This is a genomic window from uncultured Gimesia sp., assembly GCF_937910335.1.
GTDB lineage: Bacteria > Planctomycetota > Planctomycetia > Planctomycetales > Planctomycetaceae > Gimesia.
The window spans coordinates 1-15,619 of record NZ_CALEMX010000576.1 but is presented as its reverse complement, the minus strand read 5'-3'; the positions used below and the strand labels follow the sequence as shown (position 1 = coordinate 15,619).

General features: G+C 50.2%; 12 protein-coding genes, 1 tRNA gene and 1 pseudogene. 9 read left to right on the top strand and 5 right to left on the bottom strand.

All coding sequences use genetic code 11. The annotated features are described in order from the left end of the window. Positions 1-629, top strand: a pseudogene (locus Q0668_RS23615) (hypothetical protein); the annotation flags it as partial. Positions 630-670: 41 nt separating this feature from the next. Beyond that, positions 671-1,519 carry an alpha/beta fold hydrolase gene (locus Q0668_RS23610; protein ID WP_298869004.1) on the top strand — a complete coding sequence of 283 codons (849 nt, stop codon included), beginning with the start codon at positions 671-673 and terminating at the stop codon, positions 1,517-1,519. Positions 1,520-1,536: 17 nt separating this feature from the next. Here Q0668_RS23610 and Q0668_RS23605 read toward each other — a convergent pair whose 3' ends face one another. Next, positions 1,537-2,010: a PEGA domain-containing protein gene (locus Q0668_RS23605; RefSeq protein ID WP_298869002.1), complete on the bottom strand. Its 474-nt coding sequence runs from the start codon at positions 2,008-2,010 to the stop codon at positions 1,537-1,539. Positions 2,011-2,420: 410 nt separating this feature from the next. On the opposite strand from Q0668_RS23605, the gene Q0668_RS23600 reads away from it, so the two are divergent. After that, positions 2,421-2,494: transfer RNA gene (locus tag Q0668_RS23600), tRNA-Pro, on the top strand. A 336-nt stretch (positions 2,495-2,830) separates the two neighbouring features. Here Q0668_RS23600 and Q0668_RS23595 read toward each other — a convergent pair. Beyond that, positions 2,831-3,205, bottom strand: a complete 375-nt coding sequence (locus Q0668_RS23595) for a carboxymuconolactone decarboxylase family protein (RefSeq protein WP_298869001.1) — start codon at positions 3,203-3,205, stop codon at positions 2,831-2,833. A 436-nt stretch (positions 3,206-3,641) separates the two neighbouring features. On the opposite strand from Q0668_RS23595, the gene Q0668_RS23590 reads away from it, so the two are divergent. After that, positions 3,642-4,277: a pyridoxamine 5'-phosphate oxidase family protein gene (locus Q0668_RS23590; RefSeq protein WP_298869000.1), complete on the top strand. Its 636-nt coding sequence runs from the start codon at positions 3,642-3,644 to the stop codon at positions 4,275-4,277. 366 nt (positions 4,278-4,643) lie between these two features. Here Q0668_RS23590 and Q0668_RS23585 read toward each other — a convergent pair whose 3' ends face one another. Then, the gene (locus Q0668_RS23585; RefSeq protein ID WP_298868999.1) at positions 4,644-5,588 is read right to left on the bottom strand and encodes a formylglycine-generating enzyme family protein; all 945 of its coding nucleotides are present in this window, start codon (positions 5,586-5,588) and stop codon (positions 4,644-4,646) included. 721 nt (positions 5,589-6,309) lie between these two features. Here Q0668_RS23585 and Q0668_RS23580 point away from each other — a divergent pair. Then, entirely contained in the window at positions 6,310-7,299 is a 990-nt protein-coding gene (locus Q0668_RS23580) for an aldo/keto reductase (RefSeq protein ID WP_298868998.1), read from the top strand. Positions 7,300-7,392: 93 nt separating this feature from the next. Here the strand turns inward: Q0668_RS23580 and Q0668_RS23575 are convergent, their stop codons facing one another. Both Q0668_RS23575 and Q0668_RS23570 read right to left on the bottom strand, forming a co-directional pair. Continuing rightward, complete coding sequence (locus Q0668_RS23575) at positions 7,393-8,370, bottom strand: hypothetical protein (RefSeq protein WP_298868997.1); 978 nt, start codon at positions 8,368-8,370, stop codon at positions 7,393-7,395. Between the two features lie 150 nt (positions 8,371-8,520). Further along, a complete protein-coding gene (locus Q0668_RS23570) occupies positions 8,521-9,069 on the bottom strand; it encodes a LamG domain-containing protein (protein WP_298868996.1) in 549 nt (182 codons plus the stop codon). Positions 9,070-9,408: 339 nt separating this feature from the next. Here Q0668_RS23570 and Q0668_RS23565 point away from each other — a divergent pair, with 339 nt between their 5' ends. The 4 genes from Q0668_RS23565 to Q0668_RS23550 all read left to right on the top strand — a co-directional run bounded on the left by Q0668_RS23565 (position 9,409) and on the right by Q0668_RS23550 (position 15,587). Beyond that, complete coding sequence (locus Q0668_RS23565) at positions 9,409-11,937, top strand: DUF1549 domain-containing protein (protein ID WP_298868995.1); 2,529 nt, start codon at positions 9,409-9,411, stop codon at positions 11,935-11,937. Positions 11,938-11,958: 21 nt separating this feature from the next. Continuing rightward, a complete protein-coding gene (locus tag Q0668_RS23560; RefSeq protein ID WP_366918986.1) occupies positions 11,959-13,392 on the top strand; it encodes a DUF1501 domain-containing protein in 1,434 nt (477 codons plus the stop codon). A 30-nt stretch (positions 13,393-13,422) separates the two neighbouring features. Next, entirely contained in the window at positions 13,423-14,916 is a 1,494-nt protein-coding gene (locus Q0668_RS23555) for a LamG-like jellyroll fold domain-containing protein (RefSeq protein ID WP_298868993.1), read from the top strand. Between the two features lie 305 nt (positions 14,917-15,221). After that, entirely contained in the window at positions 15,222-15,587 is a 366-nt protein-coding gene (locus Q0668_RS23550) for a sigma factor (protein ID WP_366918985.1), read from the top strand. Positions 15,588-15,619 lie beyond the last annotated feature (32 nt).

Here is a 15,619-nt window from a genome sequence, read left to right as displayed (position 1 = left end):
CTGCTTTATCTGCACTCTTTACACGTGACATTTATGCCCGCTGGATTTGCCAGACCCAGACTGAAAAACATTATTTGAAAGTCACACGCTTGGCCACCGTTGGCATTCTACTGATAGGATTTCTGTATATCCCTTTCATCATGCGTTATGACAATATGATTAACGCTCTGAAAGATTTGATCCCCATTTTTGTCACTCCTTTATTTACGATCTACCTACTGGGCGTACTGACTCGCGTCCCACGTGAAAGTGGTTTGGTAGGTTTGTCTGTTGGCTCGCTGTACGGACTGGTAGGATTTCTTCACCGTCAGAATTTTTATGATATTGACTGGATCAGTCCCATCATTTCCGATGGATGGTATGCCTTACCCTGCTCCATAATTGTCACCACCATCGCCATGTATGCTTCCACCCTAAAATGGGGATGGCTTAAAATAGAAACAACGCTCGAACCAAAAGAGGCAGATCTTCCAGCGAATCAGAATTGGTTAACTGAAAGTCGTCAGGAATTGACTGAAATCAAGGAATCTCCCTTTGAGCGACCAACGCCGCAATACTTAAACCCAAACTGGTACGCGTTGGCGTTAATTGCACTTTCCATCTGGATTCTCTTCGGCTTTTTCTGGTAAACAAACCTGAAACAGGAAGTTATCTTTTGAACGGCTACACCATGAAACCCTCTCAAACATTTTTGAGCCTCTGCGTTTTAACATCGGTCATCTTAAATTCGGCCATCGCCGCAAATCCACGGACGAAACTGTCCACTCCCCAGGACATTGAATTCATAGCGAACTGTGATCAGACAAAACAATACTACGTCATGCTTCTGCCAGAAAATTTCCCAGAGAAATTATCGGATCAGAAATCACATTCGGTATTGATAACGCTCCACGGACATGGATCGGACCGCTGGCAATTCATTAAGAATACGAGAGGCGAATGCAAAGCAGCCCGTGATATCGCTGCCAAATATCACATGATCTATATCTCGCCCGATTATCGCGCAAAAACATCCTGGATGGGTCCCAAAGCCGAAATGGATCTCGTCCAAATCATTCAAGATCTCAAATCGAAATACAACATCGACAAAGTCTTTCTCTGCGGCGGCTCAATGGGAGCCTCATCTAGCCTGACCTTTGCCGCACTCCACCCAAAACTGATTGATGGAGTCGCCGCCATGAATCCCACTGCCAACCATTTGGAATACAACAATTTTCAGTCCGCCATCAGTAAATCGTTCGGCGGGACGAAACAGGAAATACCACACGAATATAAAAAACGCAGTGCCGAGTACTGGCCGGAAAAGTTGACGATGCCAGTCAGTATTTCTGTAGGAGGCCAGGACAAATCGGTCCCGCCAGAAAGTGCGCGTCGATTGATGAATATTCTCAAACAAATCAATCAAAGCGTATTGCTGATTGATCGACCTGAACAAGGACACTCGACTTCCTATACTGACAGTCTTGCCATTTTGGAATTTGTCATCACGCAAGCGTCGCAAAAGAAGAGCAAAAAATAGCTGAGAAAAAACTTAGCCTACTGCCCAATTTGGGAATCACTTCGCAAAAGGTTACCACGATTCAGCAACTCATCAGTTGGCACGACCACTTTGGGTTGTAGCTCATAAGTAAACTCGTGCCGATTCGTGACCTCAAAGGGAAGCAGATTATCGGAGACAGCGTCCAGCGGAAATGTCTGATACCACGGTGTCTTCACTTTCTGCATCACGGTCTGCGTCTCATATCCATCTTTCGTTAATGAGATCTCACGTGTGGCATAGTAAGTGAAATCGACAGAGGTCGGCGTGTATCCAATTTCCTCTCCATCTACTTTCACCAGCGCCCCCGAAGGAACCGAACGAATGGTCATTCTTCGATGAACACAGCCAAATTGCCCACTCGTCAACATCAACAACAGCGCAACCAGAAACCACCGCTTTAATGGTACATTGACCCTTTCAAAAGCGGCTGAAGTTGAATTCAGAGAAATAGATAATTCAGGATTGGGCATTGATAATGGAAACAAGAAATGACAACAACATGAAAGGAAGAACTACAGATTCCGGAAACGGACTCAGGAGTGAGGATTCTACTCCTCTTTCGAAATTGTGCCAAGACAAGTTTTCAGGAAACTAAAAACCTGATAACACAATAACTACATACCCCAAAACAACTTACAGCACATCGAAAAAACGTGTCACATATAAAGCGGAAATCGCGAACCTGTCGCATCCGATAAGAATCCAGTGAGGGGAGGCGGCTTGAACCAGCGAATTTTACTGCTTTTCGACGATTATTTTGATCACAACAGCGGGTAAGTGACTCGGTTATCTTGAATTTAGCGGGCGGTCGTGCGATAAAGTGCGAATAAGAAATAAGTTATCAATGGCTAAGCAGTCTATTCAGAATCGATAACAAATTCGGGACGTGGCGCAGCCTGGTAGCGCGCTACACTGGGGGTGTAGAGGTCGCAGGTTCAAATCCTGTCGTCCCGACTCCACTGGACAGAAAGCCCTTCGACGAGAACGTCGAAGGGCTTTCTTACTGTAGGGACTAGAGTTACTGCGACCGCCGATGGATTTCACAACAGCCATCACAAAGCAACCCCCAAAATCATCGTTACAAACGCAGACGAGATATCTGCTGCTTTTCCCCACCAACTAAAGTTTTAGCGATACCGGCCAGCCAGTAGTTACAATCTACCGGCTATTGCCGGACCCGCCGAACGCAGCGTCTCGAACCGATCCGCTAAATCCAGTGGCGACCGCAGATATGGGCTTCCATCGCAAAAATGTCTATCGGCACGCAACCTGGAGGTTCGCGAGCACTGGCTAAGCCTTCTCGTCTTCGAGAACGTCAGCCAGTTTGTCCAGCGCATCCCACGCCGCTGGATAACCGGCGTAGACGGCGACTTGAAAAATGGCTTCATATATCTCTTCGACTCGAGCCCCGTTGTGCAATGCCATTTGGAGATTGAGCTTTAGAGCATTGTTACGACCGAGGGCGGCCAGTACACAGATGCTGCATAGTGATCGAGTCTTGAGATCAATCCCCTCGCGCGTCCAAATCCTTCCGCCGACCACGGCTACGACTTCTCTCTCAAAGTCGGGGCACACGGATTTAAGTCGCGCGAGCAGTTTCCCAAAGTTCTCCTCACCAACCATCTTGGAGAATTGCCAGTAGCCCTTTTCATAATCGTCGCTCACACATTTCTCCTTCAACAAATGAGGTCACTCATGCTGCATATCATCCCGGTGGATCACACATTCCATATCCGATTGGGATTACAGCTCACATGATAACAGCGTTCGCCCGTTAATTACCACAAACACTCGTTCGCATGCAGGCGAGCCTTGTATCGCTTTCCCTGCAATGCTGAATTCCACTCTCATCGACGCTGCCGATGGACTGCGATTCGTCGATGCTGACGCGACTTAACCGTTGGCGCTGAAATTCGCAATTCATACTCGGCAACTGGTTGGATTGCAACGCCCAATGATAGTCTGTACGATCAATCTGCGTCCAAGGTAATATCACGTCTCAGGGGGAACGACTCGTCGGCTGGGTGAACTTCCGCTCCGAGCGTACCCCTCTTATGGACTAATTAGAAATTCAGGGCTTGGCAGTTTTTGGAGAAGTCGCATGCCATTTGATCGATTTGCCGAGCAGGTCCGCTCGGCCGAAGAACTCGCGACAATCATCGGCACGCCTTCGAATATGTCGCTCAAGAAGGAGTTGACATCACTCGATGAGCACATGAGGAGATTCATTGCCCATTCGCCGTTTTTGGTAATCAGCACGCATTCGGCCAATGGACGTTGCGACGCCTCACCGCGCGGCGACGCACCGGGATGTATTCATGTCGTGGACGACCAAACGTTGCTGATTCCCGATCGGTTTGGCAACAGACGAGCCGATAGCTTCCGCAACATTTTGGAGACTGGCCGCATCGGCTTGTTGTTCTTGATCCCTGGCGTTGGTGAGACCTTGCGCGTCAACGGCCGCGCAGTGATCATTCGCGATGAAGCGTGGCTGACGCCTCTGACCACGCAAGGCAAACGGCCTTTGGTCGCGGTTGCCGTTGAGGTCGAAGTGTGTTTCTTGCAATGTGCCAAAGCACTGATGAGATCAAAACTGTGGAAGCCGGACGAATGGCCGAATTTGCAGACTCTGCCCTGCGCGGCCGAAATGTTCTCCGATCATGTGCAAATGCCGGAATACGATGTCGCCAAGATGCAGGCGGCTCTCGATGCAGCCTATAAAAACAACTTGTATTGATCCGCGATATAGCAGTGATCACATCTCAGGGAACAGTTCCCTTGATCGAACAGTCAGACTGCCTCTTACTTCACAACATTCGCCTGTGCTCAGAGTCGAGCAAATGAGATTCCGAACCAGGGGACTACGGACACAGGTCCGTTCTCGGTGTTCTCGGTCTCCAGCTTATTCGCCCCAACTCGCAATTGGCCCGCCTTCTACGGGATTACTTTGACGGTCCAACGATTGAGGATGAACTGTCAATAGCTGGACAAGCACAAAGACACAAACAGCGTGTTGGAATAGCAACTGCAACTGACAGCTTCCGGACGAAACCGTCAGTTGCATTCGAAACCACGCGAATCTGTAATGCAGCTTTTGTCTCCACTACTCTTTAAGATGCAGTTTTGTGAGGACAGGACGAAGACCGATATGGGAACTTCTCGCATGGGGCGGGGCATGATAGCGACTCGCCGAATGGCCATACCCGCCGTTGTTTCCCCATGAGTTGGGCCGGACCACCATGGGCGGCGTTTTCCAGTCGGTGGGCTCAAGCTGCACCGGGTCAACGCCTCCCTTTACTTTGTGGTGATACCAGTCCATACACCATTCGGACACATTCCCATGCATGTTGTGCAACCCCCAGGCATTTGCCGGATAACTGCCAACCTCCGCCGTTCGGTCGAGATTCGGCCCTTTTTCGGAGTTTCTGAACGGGCGGTTGCCATCGTAATTCGCCACTCGGCTGCTCATCTTGTCGCCAAAGTGAGTTAGTGTCAGTGTTCCGGCTCGGCAGGCGAATTCCCATTCCGCGTCGGTTGGAAGACGGTATTCGTAGCCGTCCGGCAGTTTGCCAGCCTCGCGGTCAAGTTGCGTAAGCTTCCGGCAGAATTCACTCGCCTCGGTGTGATTGACGCGGTATACCGGGAACCGGTCGCCAGCACCGGCATTGAGCTTTCTTTCGATCGGCCCCATGACTCGTTTCCATTCCCCCTGGGTCACCTCAAACTGGCTGATCAAAAACGCCTGGCTGAGTGTCACCTCAACCGGCCCCTTACGACCCGCCTCAGCTTTCGGGCTGCTCATGCGAAACGTCCCCGGCGGGATCACACGTAGCTGCATGCCGATCGAGTTCTCGAATGCCACTTCAAATCCGAGTTGATCGGCCCAGGCCTTCTGCATTGCCCGAGCCTGCTCTGTGGTGAGCGGGTGCTTAGTCATTAGGGCGGGCTCCGGCTTTACAGAGTCATCTGCATGTATGGCCGCTGCGACTAAGATCATAGCGGCAAACACTGAAACGGTCAGTTGTGGTCTTTGGCGGATCTTCATCATCAACTCCTGTTGTGGTTTTCGAAAGGTATATTCAGCAAATGTCGTTCTGATTATCTAAACGCACGGGCGTTACATCAGGAGTGATTGAAGCTGTAAAGGACAGTCGTTACACCTAAAATCCCCACGAATTAATTGCACAGCAGCAAATTTCAGGCCGTCTGTGGCCTAATCATTCATTCGCTGAGGAATGTCCCGATGAACACGAATCGCTCTGAACGCCGAGCCGCGTCCACATCGTCATGATTTCTCCGGCCAGGAAGCGGTTCGTGTTCCTGCTCCGGTCCGACACATCGAAGTCACGAAGGCTGCCCACCGAAACTGCGACGGCTTCATCGACCGAAGCGGCGTACAGATCGTTGGAGTTGAGTTGCTCCTTCACAAGCGAATCACGCCGTAGTAGATGCAACCCGTTGCCATACTTTGGATTCAAACACGGTCGACTGCGTCGCGGTCCGATAAAAAAGATCTAACCGTGTCTGGTTGCCCCGACTGGCTTATAAAAAACTTAAATATCGTTTAAAGTTGTGAAGACGACTGTTGACGGGGTTTAAGTTTTTTCTTTACCCTCTACTTAAGTGTCACGATAGTGTCACGATTTTGAGAAACTCACGAAGACGCTCTACATCTCTCTCAGTCGATTCACTAAAAATTCGCTTCTCTTCTAGGCTGAACTGCACGCGCGACTCAACAAACTCCCCGAAAGAACCAAAAGGAAAAAGCAATGCAGAAACGGAAACTTGGAAAAAGTAACCTGGAAGTATCCGCACTGGGGCTTGGCTGCATGGGCCTGAGCTTCGGATATGGTGAGCCCGTTGAGGACCAGGCAGGAATCGCTTTGATCAGAAACGCCGTCGATCTAGGCATGAACTTTTTTGATACAGCCGAGGTCTATGGAGCATATACGAACGAAGCACTGCTTGGCAAAGCGTTGGCCCCCGTCCGTGACCAAGTGGTCATTGCCACCAAGTTTGGGTTCGCAATTGATGAACAAGGCCAACAGACAGGCCTCGACAGCCGACCGGAACACATTAAGGAAGTCGTGGAAGCGTCTTTAAAGAGGCTGCAGACCGACTATATCGATCTGTTTTACCAGCATCGTGTTGACCCCAACGTGCCAATCGAAGATGTGGCGGGAACGGTCAAAGAACTGATTCAGGCAGGCAAAGTAAAACACTTCGGCTTATCTGAAGCGGGTGTAGAGGTCATCCGTCGCGCCCATACAGTGCAACCAGTTACCGCGCTGCAGAGTGAATATTCACTCTGGTGGAGAGAACCGGAAGACGTGATCTTCCCGACACTCGAAGAACTCGGAATCGGCTTTGTGCCCTTCAGTCCCCTGGGGAAAGGTTTTTTGACCGGTAAGATTGACGAATCGACTAAGTTTGGCAGTAGTGACTTTCGCAATAAAGTCCCACGCTTCTTTCCGGAAAACCGGAAAGCAAACCTGGCACTGATTACGCTTCTTGATCGGATCGCAAAGCGCAACAACGCCACGACGGCGCAAATCGCATTGGCTTGGATACTGGCCCAACAGCCTTGGATTGTCCCCATCCCGGGAACGACGAAAGTGCATCGACTCGAGGAAAACATCGGAGCAACTGAGATCAAACTCTCCGCATCCGATCTCTCTGAAATCGAAACTGCCGCCGCTCAGATCATAATGAAAGGTGATCGATACCCTGAGGCCGCAATGAAAATGATCAACCGCTGAGAACACGCCTCATTTCAAGAACAAAGAGGAATGTACGCTTAATTAAGATGTAATAGTTAAGACTTGATCTGATCGTTCGAGAGTTCGGTGGTCCTATTGCTCGATCCCCCACACTTGACTGGCGGCGGTAAAATTCTTGTGATCGGTTAGCTTCCAGGTGATCTCCCTTTCTTTAGACAGGATAAAAGCGTGTGCGCCGCGACCTGTTTTTCCACGCAGAAAGTTGGTGATCAACAGAGAACCGTCTTTTAGCTTTTGAAGAGTGCAGGCATTGGTAAAATTCAGTTCGGGGTGATCTTTTCCCGTGAACTCCCAGACGATCTTTCCGGAAAGATCAATTTCCAATAAACGTGCTTGTGTACCGCAGGCGATCAGGGTGTTGCCATTGTCTAATCGGAGAACATCCTGCACCGTCCCTGCTGGATAGCGACCTTTTCCTGCTTTTGGCACTTGATATCGCCAGACCTCTTTACCATTTCTATCGACTTCGAGAGCCGTCCCCTCTCCCCAGAGTTGAGCCAGATAGTGCTGGTTACCGACATGATACACGTTCCCCAACTGGCCATGAAAACTCTTGTATTTGGCGGGAATGGGCAGCTTTTTCTGAATCGTTCCATCCAACTTCATCAGAACGGCTTGAGGTGGCATTTGACCACTCAAAATTAATTGTGATTGATGCTTTGTGATATTAATGATCTCTCGGAATTCCTTGTCGTAGGGCCAGGACCATATCACTTTTTTTTCAAAATTAATGCAACGAACTTCCATCTTCTTGGTACGCATCGGATAAATGATGTTGTTGTCATCCGTAAGCACAAAGTCCCAAACGCGTCCTTCTGGCCGATGCTCCCAGATGATTTTTCCACGTTTGTCTACTCGGTAGAGCTTGCCGCCCTCGTAGTCACAGATCATCATCTCGTAAGGATGTTCCGGGAGTTGTCCCCCTTCAACACTGGAATCCTTCGGAAGTTTCCCCTTTTCACGAGCCAGTGCCGCGGCTTGCACACCCAGCGTAGAAGTTGCGAAACCAACAGATTTTAAAAATTCGCGTCGTGATACTGTGTTGCTCATGAGATTGGTTCCTCGACTCGTTGGGACTTTGGGCTTCACTACTCGGTTAATACTATCAAGTTACTTCCGACTGCCATTGTCTGTTTGTGAACTGGAAATACTTCTGCTTAAAGACTCCGATTTTAACTTTTGAATTACTCACAATACACATTACTTGTTTTGTAGGCTAGCTCTCACCTCTGGCTCCGTCAGTGCCCGTTTGTAAAGCCGTACTTCACTGATCTTACCTTTGAAGTAATCATATTGACCGAATCCAATCTGTAGTGTCGCTTGATTCGTCAAATCAAAATCCTGCGCATCAAATTCACCTGACTCAGCCACCAGTTTGCTATCAATGAACAGCTTTAGTCTTCCACCTTGTTTCACAGCCGCGATATGTCGCCAACCGCTTTTCAGTTCTTTGTCAAAACTCACGACCTTGCCGGCCTCAAAAGAGCGCACATGACCCGACGGAAAAGTCCCCGAAAACAATCTGCCCTGGAATACCGCCAACGAAAAGGCACGGGCGTCCGGATTCACGACATGATTTCTGGCCGTGTTAGTATTTCCAGAATTGTCCAGCAGATCTCCCTGTAGTTTCCAATGCCCGGCTGGACCGCTTTCCTGTGCGGAAAGGTTTGTAGCTAAGCGAACCAATAACAGGCTGGATAGTACTGTCATCAGATAAGAGTAGTTTTTTGAATCTCGCAAGTTCTGCATATTATTTTTAACGCCAGGTGAATTAAACAAAAATATAAATTCGTACCGTTCCTATAGAACATACTAAATTAACATAGTAATACTTCCCAGTCTGAATAAGTTCGTCTCCAGAGACTGCTTTCCTGAATCAGACTGTCACTTCCCCTTTTGTGTTGATATGGAGTGATGTTCGCGCTGGCAAGTGAAATGTTCTCCTATGGTCACGTCAGTCACAAAACCAAGTGTCCAAATGATCTGGACGTTTTCGAAGACGAAAAATGCTTATTAAAAGTCATCCATATAACGCGTGATAAATAATCCAATTCCAAGCGATAGAAAAGCATTTCCAGACTCGATAAGATGGATGATGAATATGGATTGAAGGTGATCAAACGCTGGATTATGCTTGAACCTACAGTATCACTTTTGGGATGTGGGAAAACAAACAACTTTCAACCTTCGAAAAGCCATCTTAGATCATCAAAAGAAAATAATATGAAACGATTTTACTCAACAGTCCTCTTGCTTTGCATAACATCAGTCAGTTTTGCAGATGACAATCTGCCAACGTCTCCTACCAAAGTCGATTTTGCTCATGAAGTGCTGCCCGTGCTCCGAAAGCACTGCGCGAAATGCCACACGGGCGACAAGAAAAAAGGCGGCCTGGCGATGAACACGCGGGCCGAACTGCTGGCCGGAGGAGAGTCCGGCGCGGTGATCGTCTCGGGGAAAGCTGCTAAAAGCCACATGATTGAGTTGCTCGAATCGTCCGACGACTCCGTGTGGATGCCACCGGAGGGCCCCCGCGTTTCGGCAAAGGAGATCGCGACTCTAAAAAAATGGATCGATAAAGGCCTGCCATGGGACACAGGAGTTACGCTTGGCAAAACTGCCTGGGAACCGCCGCTGAAACCACGCGTAGTTGACCTGCCGCCGCCAAGAAACGGCCGTAATCATCCGATCGACCGATTGCTGGACGCCGCTCTCGCCAAGCGCGGACAATCGCCTCCTCCACAAGTTTCAGACGCTGAGTTTCTTCGCCGAGCTACCCTCGATGCCATCGGCATCCTGCCGACGCCGGAAGACTTGGATTCTTTCGTCGCAGATCAGACGAGCGATAAACGAGAGAAGCAAATTCAGCTACTACTGGCGAACGACATCGCCTATGCCGACCACTGGCTGACGACGTGGAACGACCTTCTCCGCAACGACTATACCGGCACCGGATTCATCACAGGTGGGCGGAAGCAGATCACTACCTGGCTCTACACAGCGCTACGAGAAAACCAACCATACGACGAATTTGTGCGTGAACTGATTTCACCAACCGCTGAATCGGCTGGCTTCATCGATGGGATCAAGTGGCGCGGCGATGTGAACGCAAGCCAGACGCGCGAGATCCAGTTCGCCCAAAACGTCTCGCAGGTCTTCCTCGGTATCAACATGAAATGCGCCAGTTGTCACGATAGTTTCATCGATCGCTGGACCTTGTCGGAGGCCTATAACTTCGCCGCGATTTACTCCGATCGGCCACTCGAACTCAATCGCTGCGACAAGCCGACCGGCGTGATGGCTACGCCAAAGTGGATCTTCCCAGAGCTGGGAGACGTCGATTCGAAAGCCCCCAAAACCAAGCGACTCCAGCAGCTGGCCGCACTCATGACACATCCCGAAAACGGCCGCTTTACCCGGACTCTGGTCAATCGAATTTGGGCGAGGCTCATGGGCCGTGGCATCGTTCATCCGGTCGACGCAATGCACACACGGCCTTGGAATGAAGATTTGTTGGACTATCTCGCGGTGCAGTTTGCGAAGGATGGTTATGATTTGAAGAAGTTCATAAGCTTCGTGATGATGTCCGAAGCTTATCAGTCACAGAGTGTGATTCTGGAGAAAGAGCCGGGAGAAGATTATATATACGCCGGGCCGATCGCCAAAAGGATGACAGCCGAGCAACTCATCGATTCAATCTGGCAGATCACAGGGACAAATCCCACTACCGCGGAAGCAAAAGTGGATCGCGCGGAGAAATCCAAAATTCAAAACCCAAAATCGAAAACAGATCTGTTGACATCCACGCCGATTTCCGCGAATTGGATTTGGCACAGCGGCGAAGTGGGAAAGAAATCGCAGCTGCGAAAAAAGTTTGATCTAAACTCGGCTCCGACCGAGGCGAAATTGATGGCGACATGTGACAACGCCTTTGACATGAAAATCAACGGAGCGAAAGTAGCCAGATCTCGAAACTGGAAGAAGCCGGTATATGTCAACATCACGCAACACCTTCAAGCAGGTAAAAACGTGATCGAGGTCGATGCGGAGATGTTTGGAGGCGCAGCTGGATTCATTTGCCAAATCGCTCTTCTTGATGGCGCCAAGCAAAAAGTAATAGCAAGCGACAAGAGCTGGGAAGCGCGACCACCGAACGGAAGCTGGAATGCAGCTGCTGAACTGAAACCGCACGGCCAACCTCCATGGGGTATGGTTCTGGACCCTAAAGCGAAGGCAGGCCCGTCAACACTCCCTGCGCCGCCCGTTCGAGCGGCTTTGGTAAAGAACGATTTTCTGATGCGCTCGCTAGGGAGGCCACATCGCGATCAGGTCGTAACAACCCGACCAGGAGAACTGACCACACTGCAGGCGATCGACTTGTCAAATGGAGAGATTCTGGCCGAATACCTACGAAATGGCGCGAAACACTTTGTCGGCAAAGGCATGACTGGCGAAGAACTGACAATACTCCTTTTTCGTTACGCCCTGTCGCGTGAACCCACAACCACAGAGCGAACCGTTCTGGCAAAAGTCGCCGGGGATGGCCGCAATCCAATTGCCGTTGAAGACCTTCTATGGATCGTCTTTATGCAACCTGAATTTCAAATGATTCGTTAATTTTAAGTCGAAAATCTCATGATGACACTAGAAGAAAAAATCTCCCGCCGTGAACTCCTCAAAAAACTCAGCGCTGCAGCTGTTGGCGCACTAGCAACGGGAGCCCCTCGTGCCTGGGCCAGTTCTGAAACCGTTATACATCCGCCCGCCAAGGCCGATTCCTGCATCCTCATCTGGCTCGCCGGAGGAATGGCCGCCCCGGACACGTTCGACCCAAAGCGTTATCTTCCCTTCGAAAAAGGACTTGATGTAAAGAAAATCCTCAGCACGTTCCCGGAAATCGACACCGCCGTCGATAACATCAAAATCACAAAGGGCATAGAGCAAATCGCGCAGGTCATGGATCGAGGCACACTGATCCGCTCTGCAGTACAGCCGGACCTGGGCCATATTCTTCATTCCCGACACCAATACCATTGGCACACGGGCTACGTCCCGCCACTGACGGTGGCTGCACCACACATCGGAGCCTGGATGGCGAAAGTCTTAGGACCGAAAAATTCCGTCGTCCCACCGTTCATCAACATTGGACAGCGGCTTGAAGGCGTCGGCGAAAAAGAGGAACTCAAAGCTTTCACCACCGGTGGATTCTTTGGTACAGAATACGGCCCAATGAACCTGCCCTACCCGGAAGACGCCGTCCGCTCTGTTCAACCGCCGAAGGGTATGGAGCCCGGGCGGTTCGCCAATCGCTACCGGCATTACCGCGCATTGATCGACCAGAACCCCAATCGCGACTGGATGACCGATTACCAGCAGGAATCCATGCTACGTTCCATGGACGCGGCGCATCGCCTGTTGCAGTCAAAAGAAAAACACGCCTTCGACCTCACTTTGGAGCCGAAAGAGTCTCGTGAAATCTACGACACAGGCCGATTTGGAAGAGGCTGTCTTCTGGCACGCCGCCTGGTTGAATCGGGTGCCCGGTTTGTAGAAGTCACTACCGAATACATACCTTTTATCCATTGGGATACTCACGAAAATGGTCACACCACTGTGAAACGTCTCAAGCAGGAGGTCGACCGGCCGATTGCGCAGCTGGTTCTCGATCTCGAAGCCAAAGGTCTACTCGACCGCACTCTAATCGTCATCGCCAGTGAATTCAGCCGCGACATGATGATTGAGGGCGTCCCGGGCTCGAATGCGAAAGACCAGTCCCGCGCCAAGACGGAGAAACTCGCGGAGATGAAGCACTACGGTTTGCACCGACATTTCACTGGTGGCACGAGCGTTGCAATGTTTGGCGGTGGAGTCAAAAAAGGATTCCTCTACGGCAAAACCGCCGACGAAAGGCCCTTGCTTGCGGTCGAAAATCCGGTGTCCGTCGAAGACTTGCACGCCACAATCTTCACTGCAATGGGCGTCAGCCCGAAAACGGCTTACGAAGTCGAGAAACGCCCGTTTTTTGCAACGAAGGACGGACACGGCAAACCGGTGACAGAAATTTTTTCTTGAGACGCAACCACTTTTTTAAATGAGCAACCCATGACAACTCGATTCTTTGTCGCAGTCCTTAGCCTGTTCAGCATCAACGCGGCACTCGCGACCGAGCCTGTAATATCAGAAGGCAACAAGTCACTACCACTGCCAGGCGAGTCCTTCAAGCTCGATGGCCACGACGCCTTCCTGATCCTGCCACCCGATGTAGACGCCAACATCCCATGGATTTGGTACGCCCCAACACTTGGCGGGCTGCCGGCCAATTCCGAAGTTTGGATGTTCGAACAATTTCTCGCCAAGGGTATCGCGATCGCGGGAATCGACGTTGGTGAATCCTTTGGCAGTCCAGAGGGACGAGAGATCTACACAGCTTTCTATAATTACCTCGTAAAGAATCGCTGCTTTCGCAAGAAACCATGCCTGATGGCTCGCAGCCGCGGCGGACTGATGCTTTACAGCTGGGCGGCTGAGCATCCACAATCCGTGGGCGGTGTGGTCGGAATTTATCCGGTCTGCAATCTCAAAAGTTATCCCGGCATCACGCGCGCTGCCGGCGCCTACGGATTAAATGCGAAACAGTTAGAAGCAGAATTGTCCAAACACAATCCAATCGACCGGCTGAAATCACTTGCCAAAGCCGGAGTACCCATTTTCCACATCCATGGTGATAATGATAAAGTGGTACCCTTGGAGACAAACTCCGCCGAACTGGCCAGGCGTTATAAGGCATTTGGTGGTCCAGTTGAAATTGAAGTGGTCAAAGGACAGGGACATAATATGTGGGAAGGCTGGTTCCATTCCCAAAGACTCACTGACTTCGCCACATCTCGAGCACTCGGTCTACCATTGAAAAAGCACAAAGCAGCGGTTGACCTTCCAAAACCGATTGCACACTGGAAGCTCGATGACGAGGGAAATGTGGCGAAAGATTCAGCCGGTTCCCATCACGGCAAGATCATAGGCGCGAGCCTCACAACGGGGCGAGCTGGCAATGCACTCGAGTTTCATCGAGCGCAAGGTGATCACGTCACAATCCCATACACTAAAGACCTCTCGTTATCGACCTTTACTGTTTCGGCATGGGTTTATCTTACGCACGCACCGACGTTTTCCGGCATCTTGGGAACCCGTCATGGGGGCGACCAAACATTCGATATGAAGGTCAACGCGGCCAAGGTGCATGGCGATATTGGCAATGGAAAGAACTGGATCGAGACAAAGGTTAATTTCTACGCGGATGACACAGGAACCAACTGCGAAGGTGGCAAGCTCGCGCTGAACCGCTGGTACCATATTGTCTATGTGATCGACAACGCAGCCAAGGAGTGCCGCCTCTACCTCAATGCTGATCTTAAGAAACGCATCGCATTTAAAGGTAACCCAACTCTGATGACTCATGCAAACACAATGCACATTGGACACTCTTCAGGGACCGAGTTCATGGACGGCAGGATCGACGAGCTAAAGATTTGGAATCAGGCCCTGACGGCAGAGCAGGTTAAGTCAGAGTGGTCAGCAACTTCTGATTCGGTAAATTGAAAGTGATCAATTTTTTCTAAGCCGACCTCCTGGCTCTCGTCATCTCTTTGGCAATCGCCAGAATGACATAAGTCTCCCAAAAACAGGTCACTCAGGCAACAAGTAAACCACGCATGCGTCCGGCGGGAGCTAAGATATTCTCTCGTCAAGCAGTTTACAGAGTTTGTGAATGCTCAGGTAATGATCATACTTGATGGGGCAAGGGAAAATTACAATCAAGAAGAAATGGATTTATTCTTCATAGCGTATCTTTTTTTGTAAGTAGACGCTGATTCGAGTTACCAATACTTCTGGAATGAGGTTTTATGGTACAAGACGAAGATCAAATGTCACTATTCATGAACTGGCTCGACGACCATACGGCGTCTGTCATGAAGGTAGCACGCGCATACACCCTCACCAGTGAGGAATGCCAGGATCTCGCACAGGAAATTCTGCTCCAGGCCTGGCGATCCCTGCCAAAATTCGAGGGTCGGGCAAGCGCCGCGACGTGGTTTTATCGTGTAGCACTACAAACCGCCATGAATTGGAAAAGAAAGGACAAGCCTCGCCGATCAAGACAAAAACCTTTGTTGGAGGTGCAAGCCGTAACAACGGCAAGTGTTGACAGTGCCGAGCAAGCTCAGCATCGAGATACCGTTGAACAGCTTTACCCCGCATTTCCCAGATGACTTCCCTCGCTTTGGCACGTAATTTGCGCCAT

Bases quoted from the DNA above. Each gene is read 5' to 3' on its own strand.
- Q0668_RS23610 (WP_298869004.1), top strand. From the start codon at position 671: ATGAAACCCTCTCAAACATTTTTGAGCCTCTGCGTTTTAACATCGGTC.
- Q0668_RS23605 (WP_298869002.1), bottom strand. From the start codon at position 2,010: ATGCCCAATCCTGAATTATCTATTTCTCTGAATTCAACTTCAGCCGCT.
- Q0668_RS23590 (WP_298869000.1), top strand. From the start codon at position 3,642: ATGCCATTTGATCGATTTGCCGAGCAGGTCCGCTCGGCCGAAGAACTC.
- Q0668_RS23585 (WP_298868999.1), bottom strand. From the start codon at position 5,588: ATGATGAAGATCCGCCAAAGACCACAACTGACCGTTTCAGTGTTTGCC.
- Q0668_RS23580 (WP_298868998.1), top strand. From the start codon at position 6,310: ATGCAGAAACGGAAACTTGGAAAAAGTAACCTGGAAGTATCCGCACTG.
- Q0668_RS23575 (WP_298868997.1), bottom strand. From the start codon at position 8,370: ATGAGCAACACAGTATCACGACGCGAATTTTTAAAATCTGTTGGTTTC.
- Q0668_RS23570 (WP_298868996.1), bottom strand. From the start codon at position 9,069: ATGCAGAACTTGCGAGATTCAAAAAACTACTCTTATCTGATGACAGTA.
- Q0668_RS23565 (WP_298868995.1), top strand. From the start codon at position 9,409: ATGGATGATGAATATGGATTGAAGGTGATCAAACGCTGGATTATGCTT.
- Q0668_RS23560 (WP_366918986.1), top strand. From the start codon at position 11,959: ATGACACTAGAAGAAAAAATCTCCCGCCGTGAACTCCTCAAAAAACTC.
- Q0668_RS23555 (WP_298868993.1), top strand. From the start codon at position 13,423: ATGACAACTCGATTCTTTGTCGCAGTCCTTAGCCTGTTCAGCATCAAC.
- Q0668_RS23550 (WP_366918985.1), top strand. From the start codon at position 15,222: ATGGTACAAGACGAAGATCAAATGTCACTATTCATGAACTGGCTCGAC.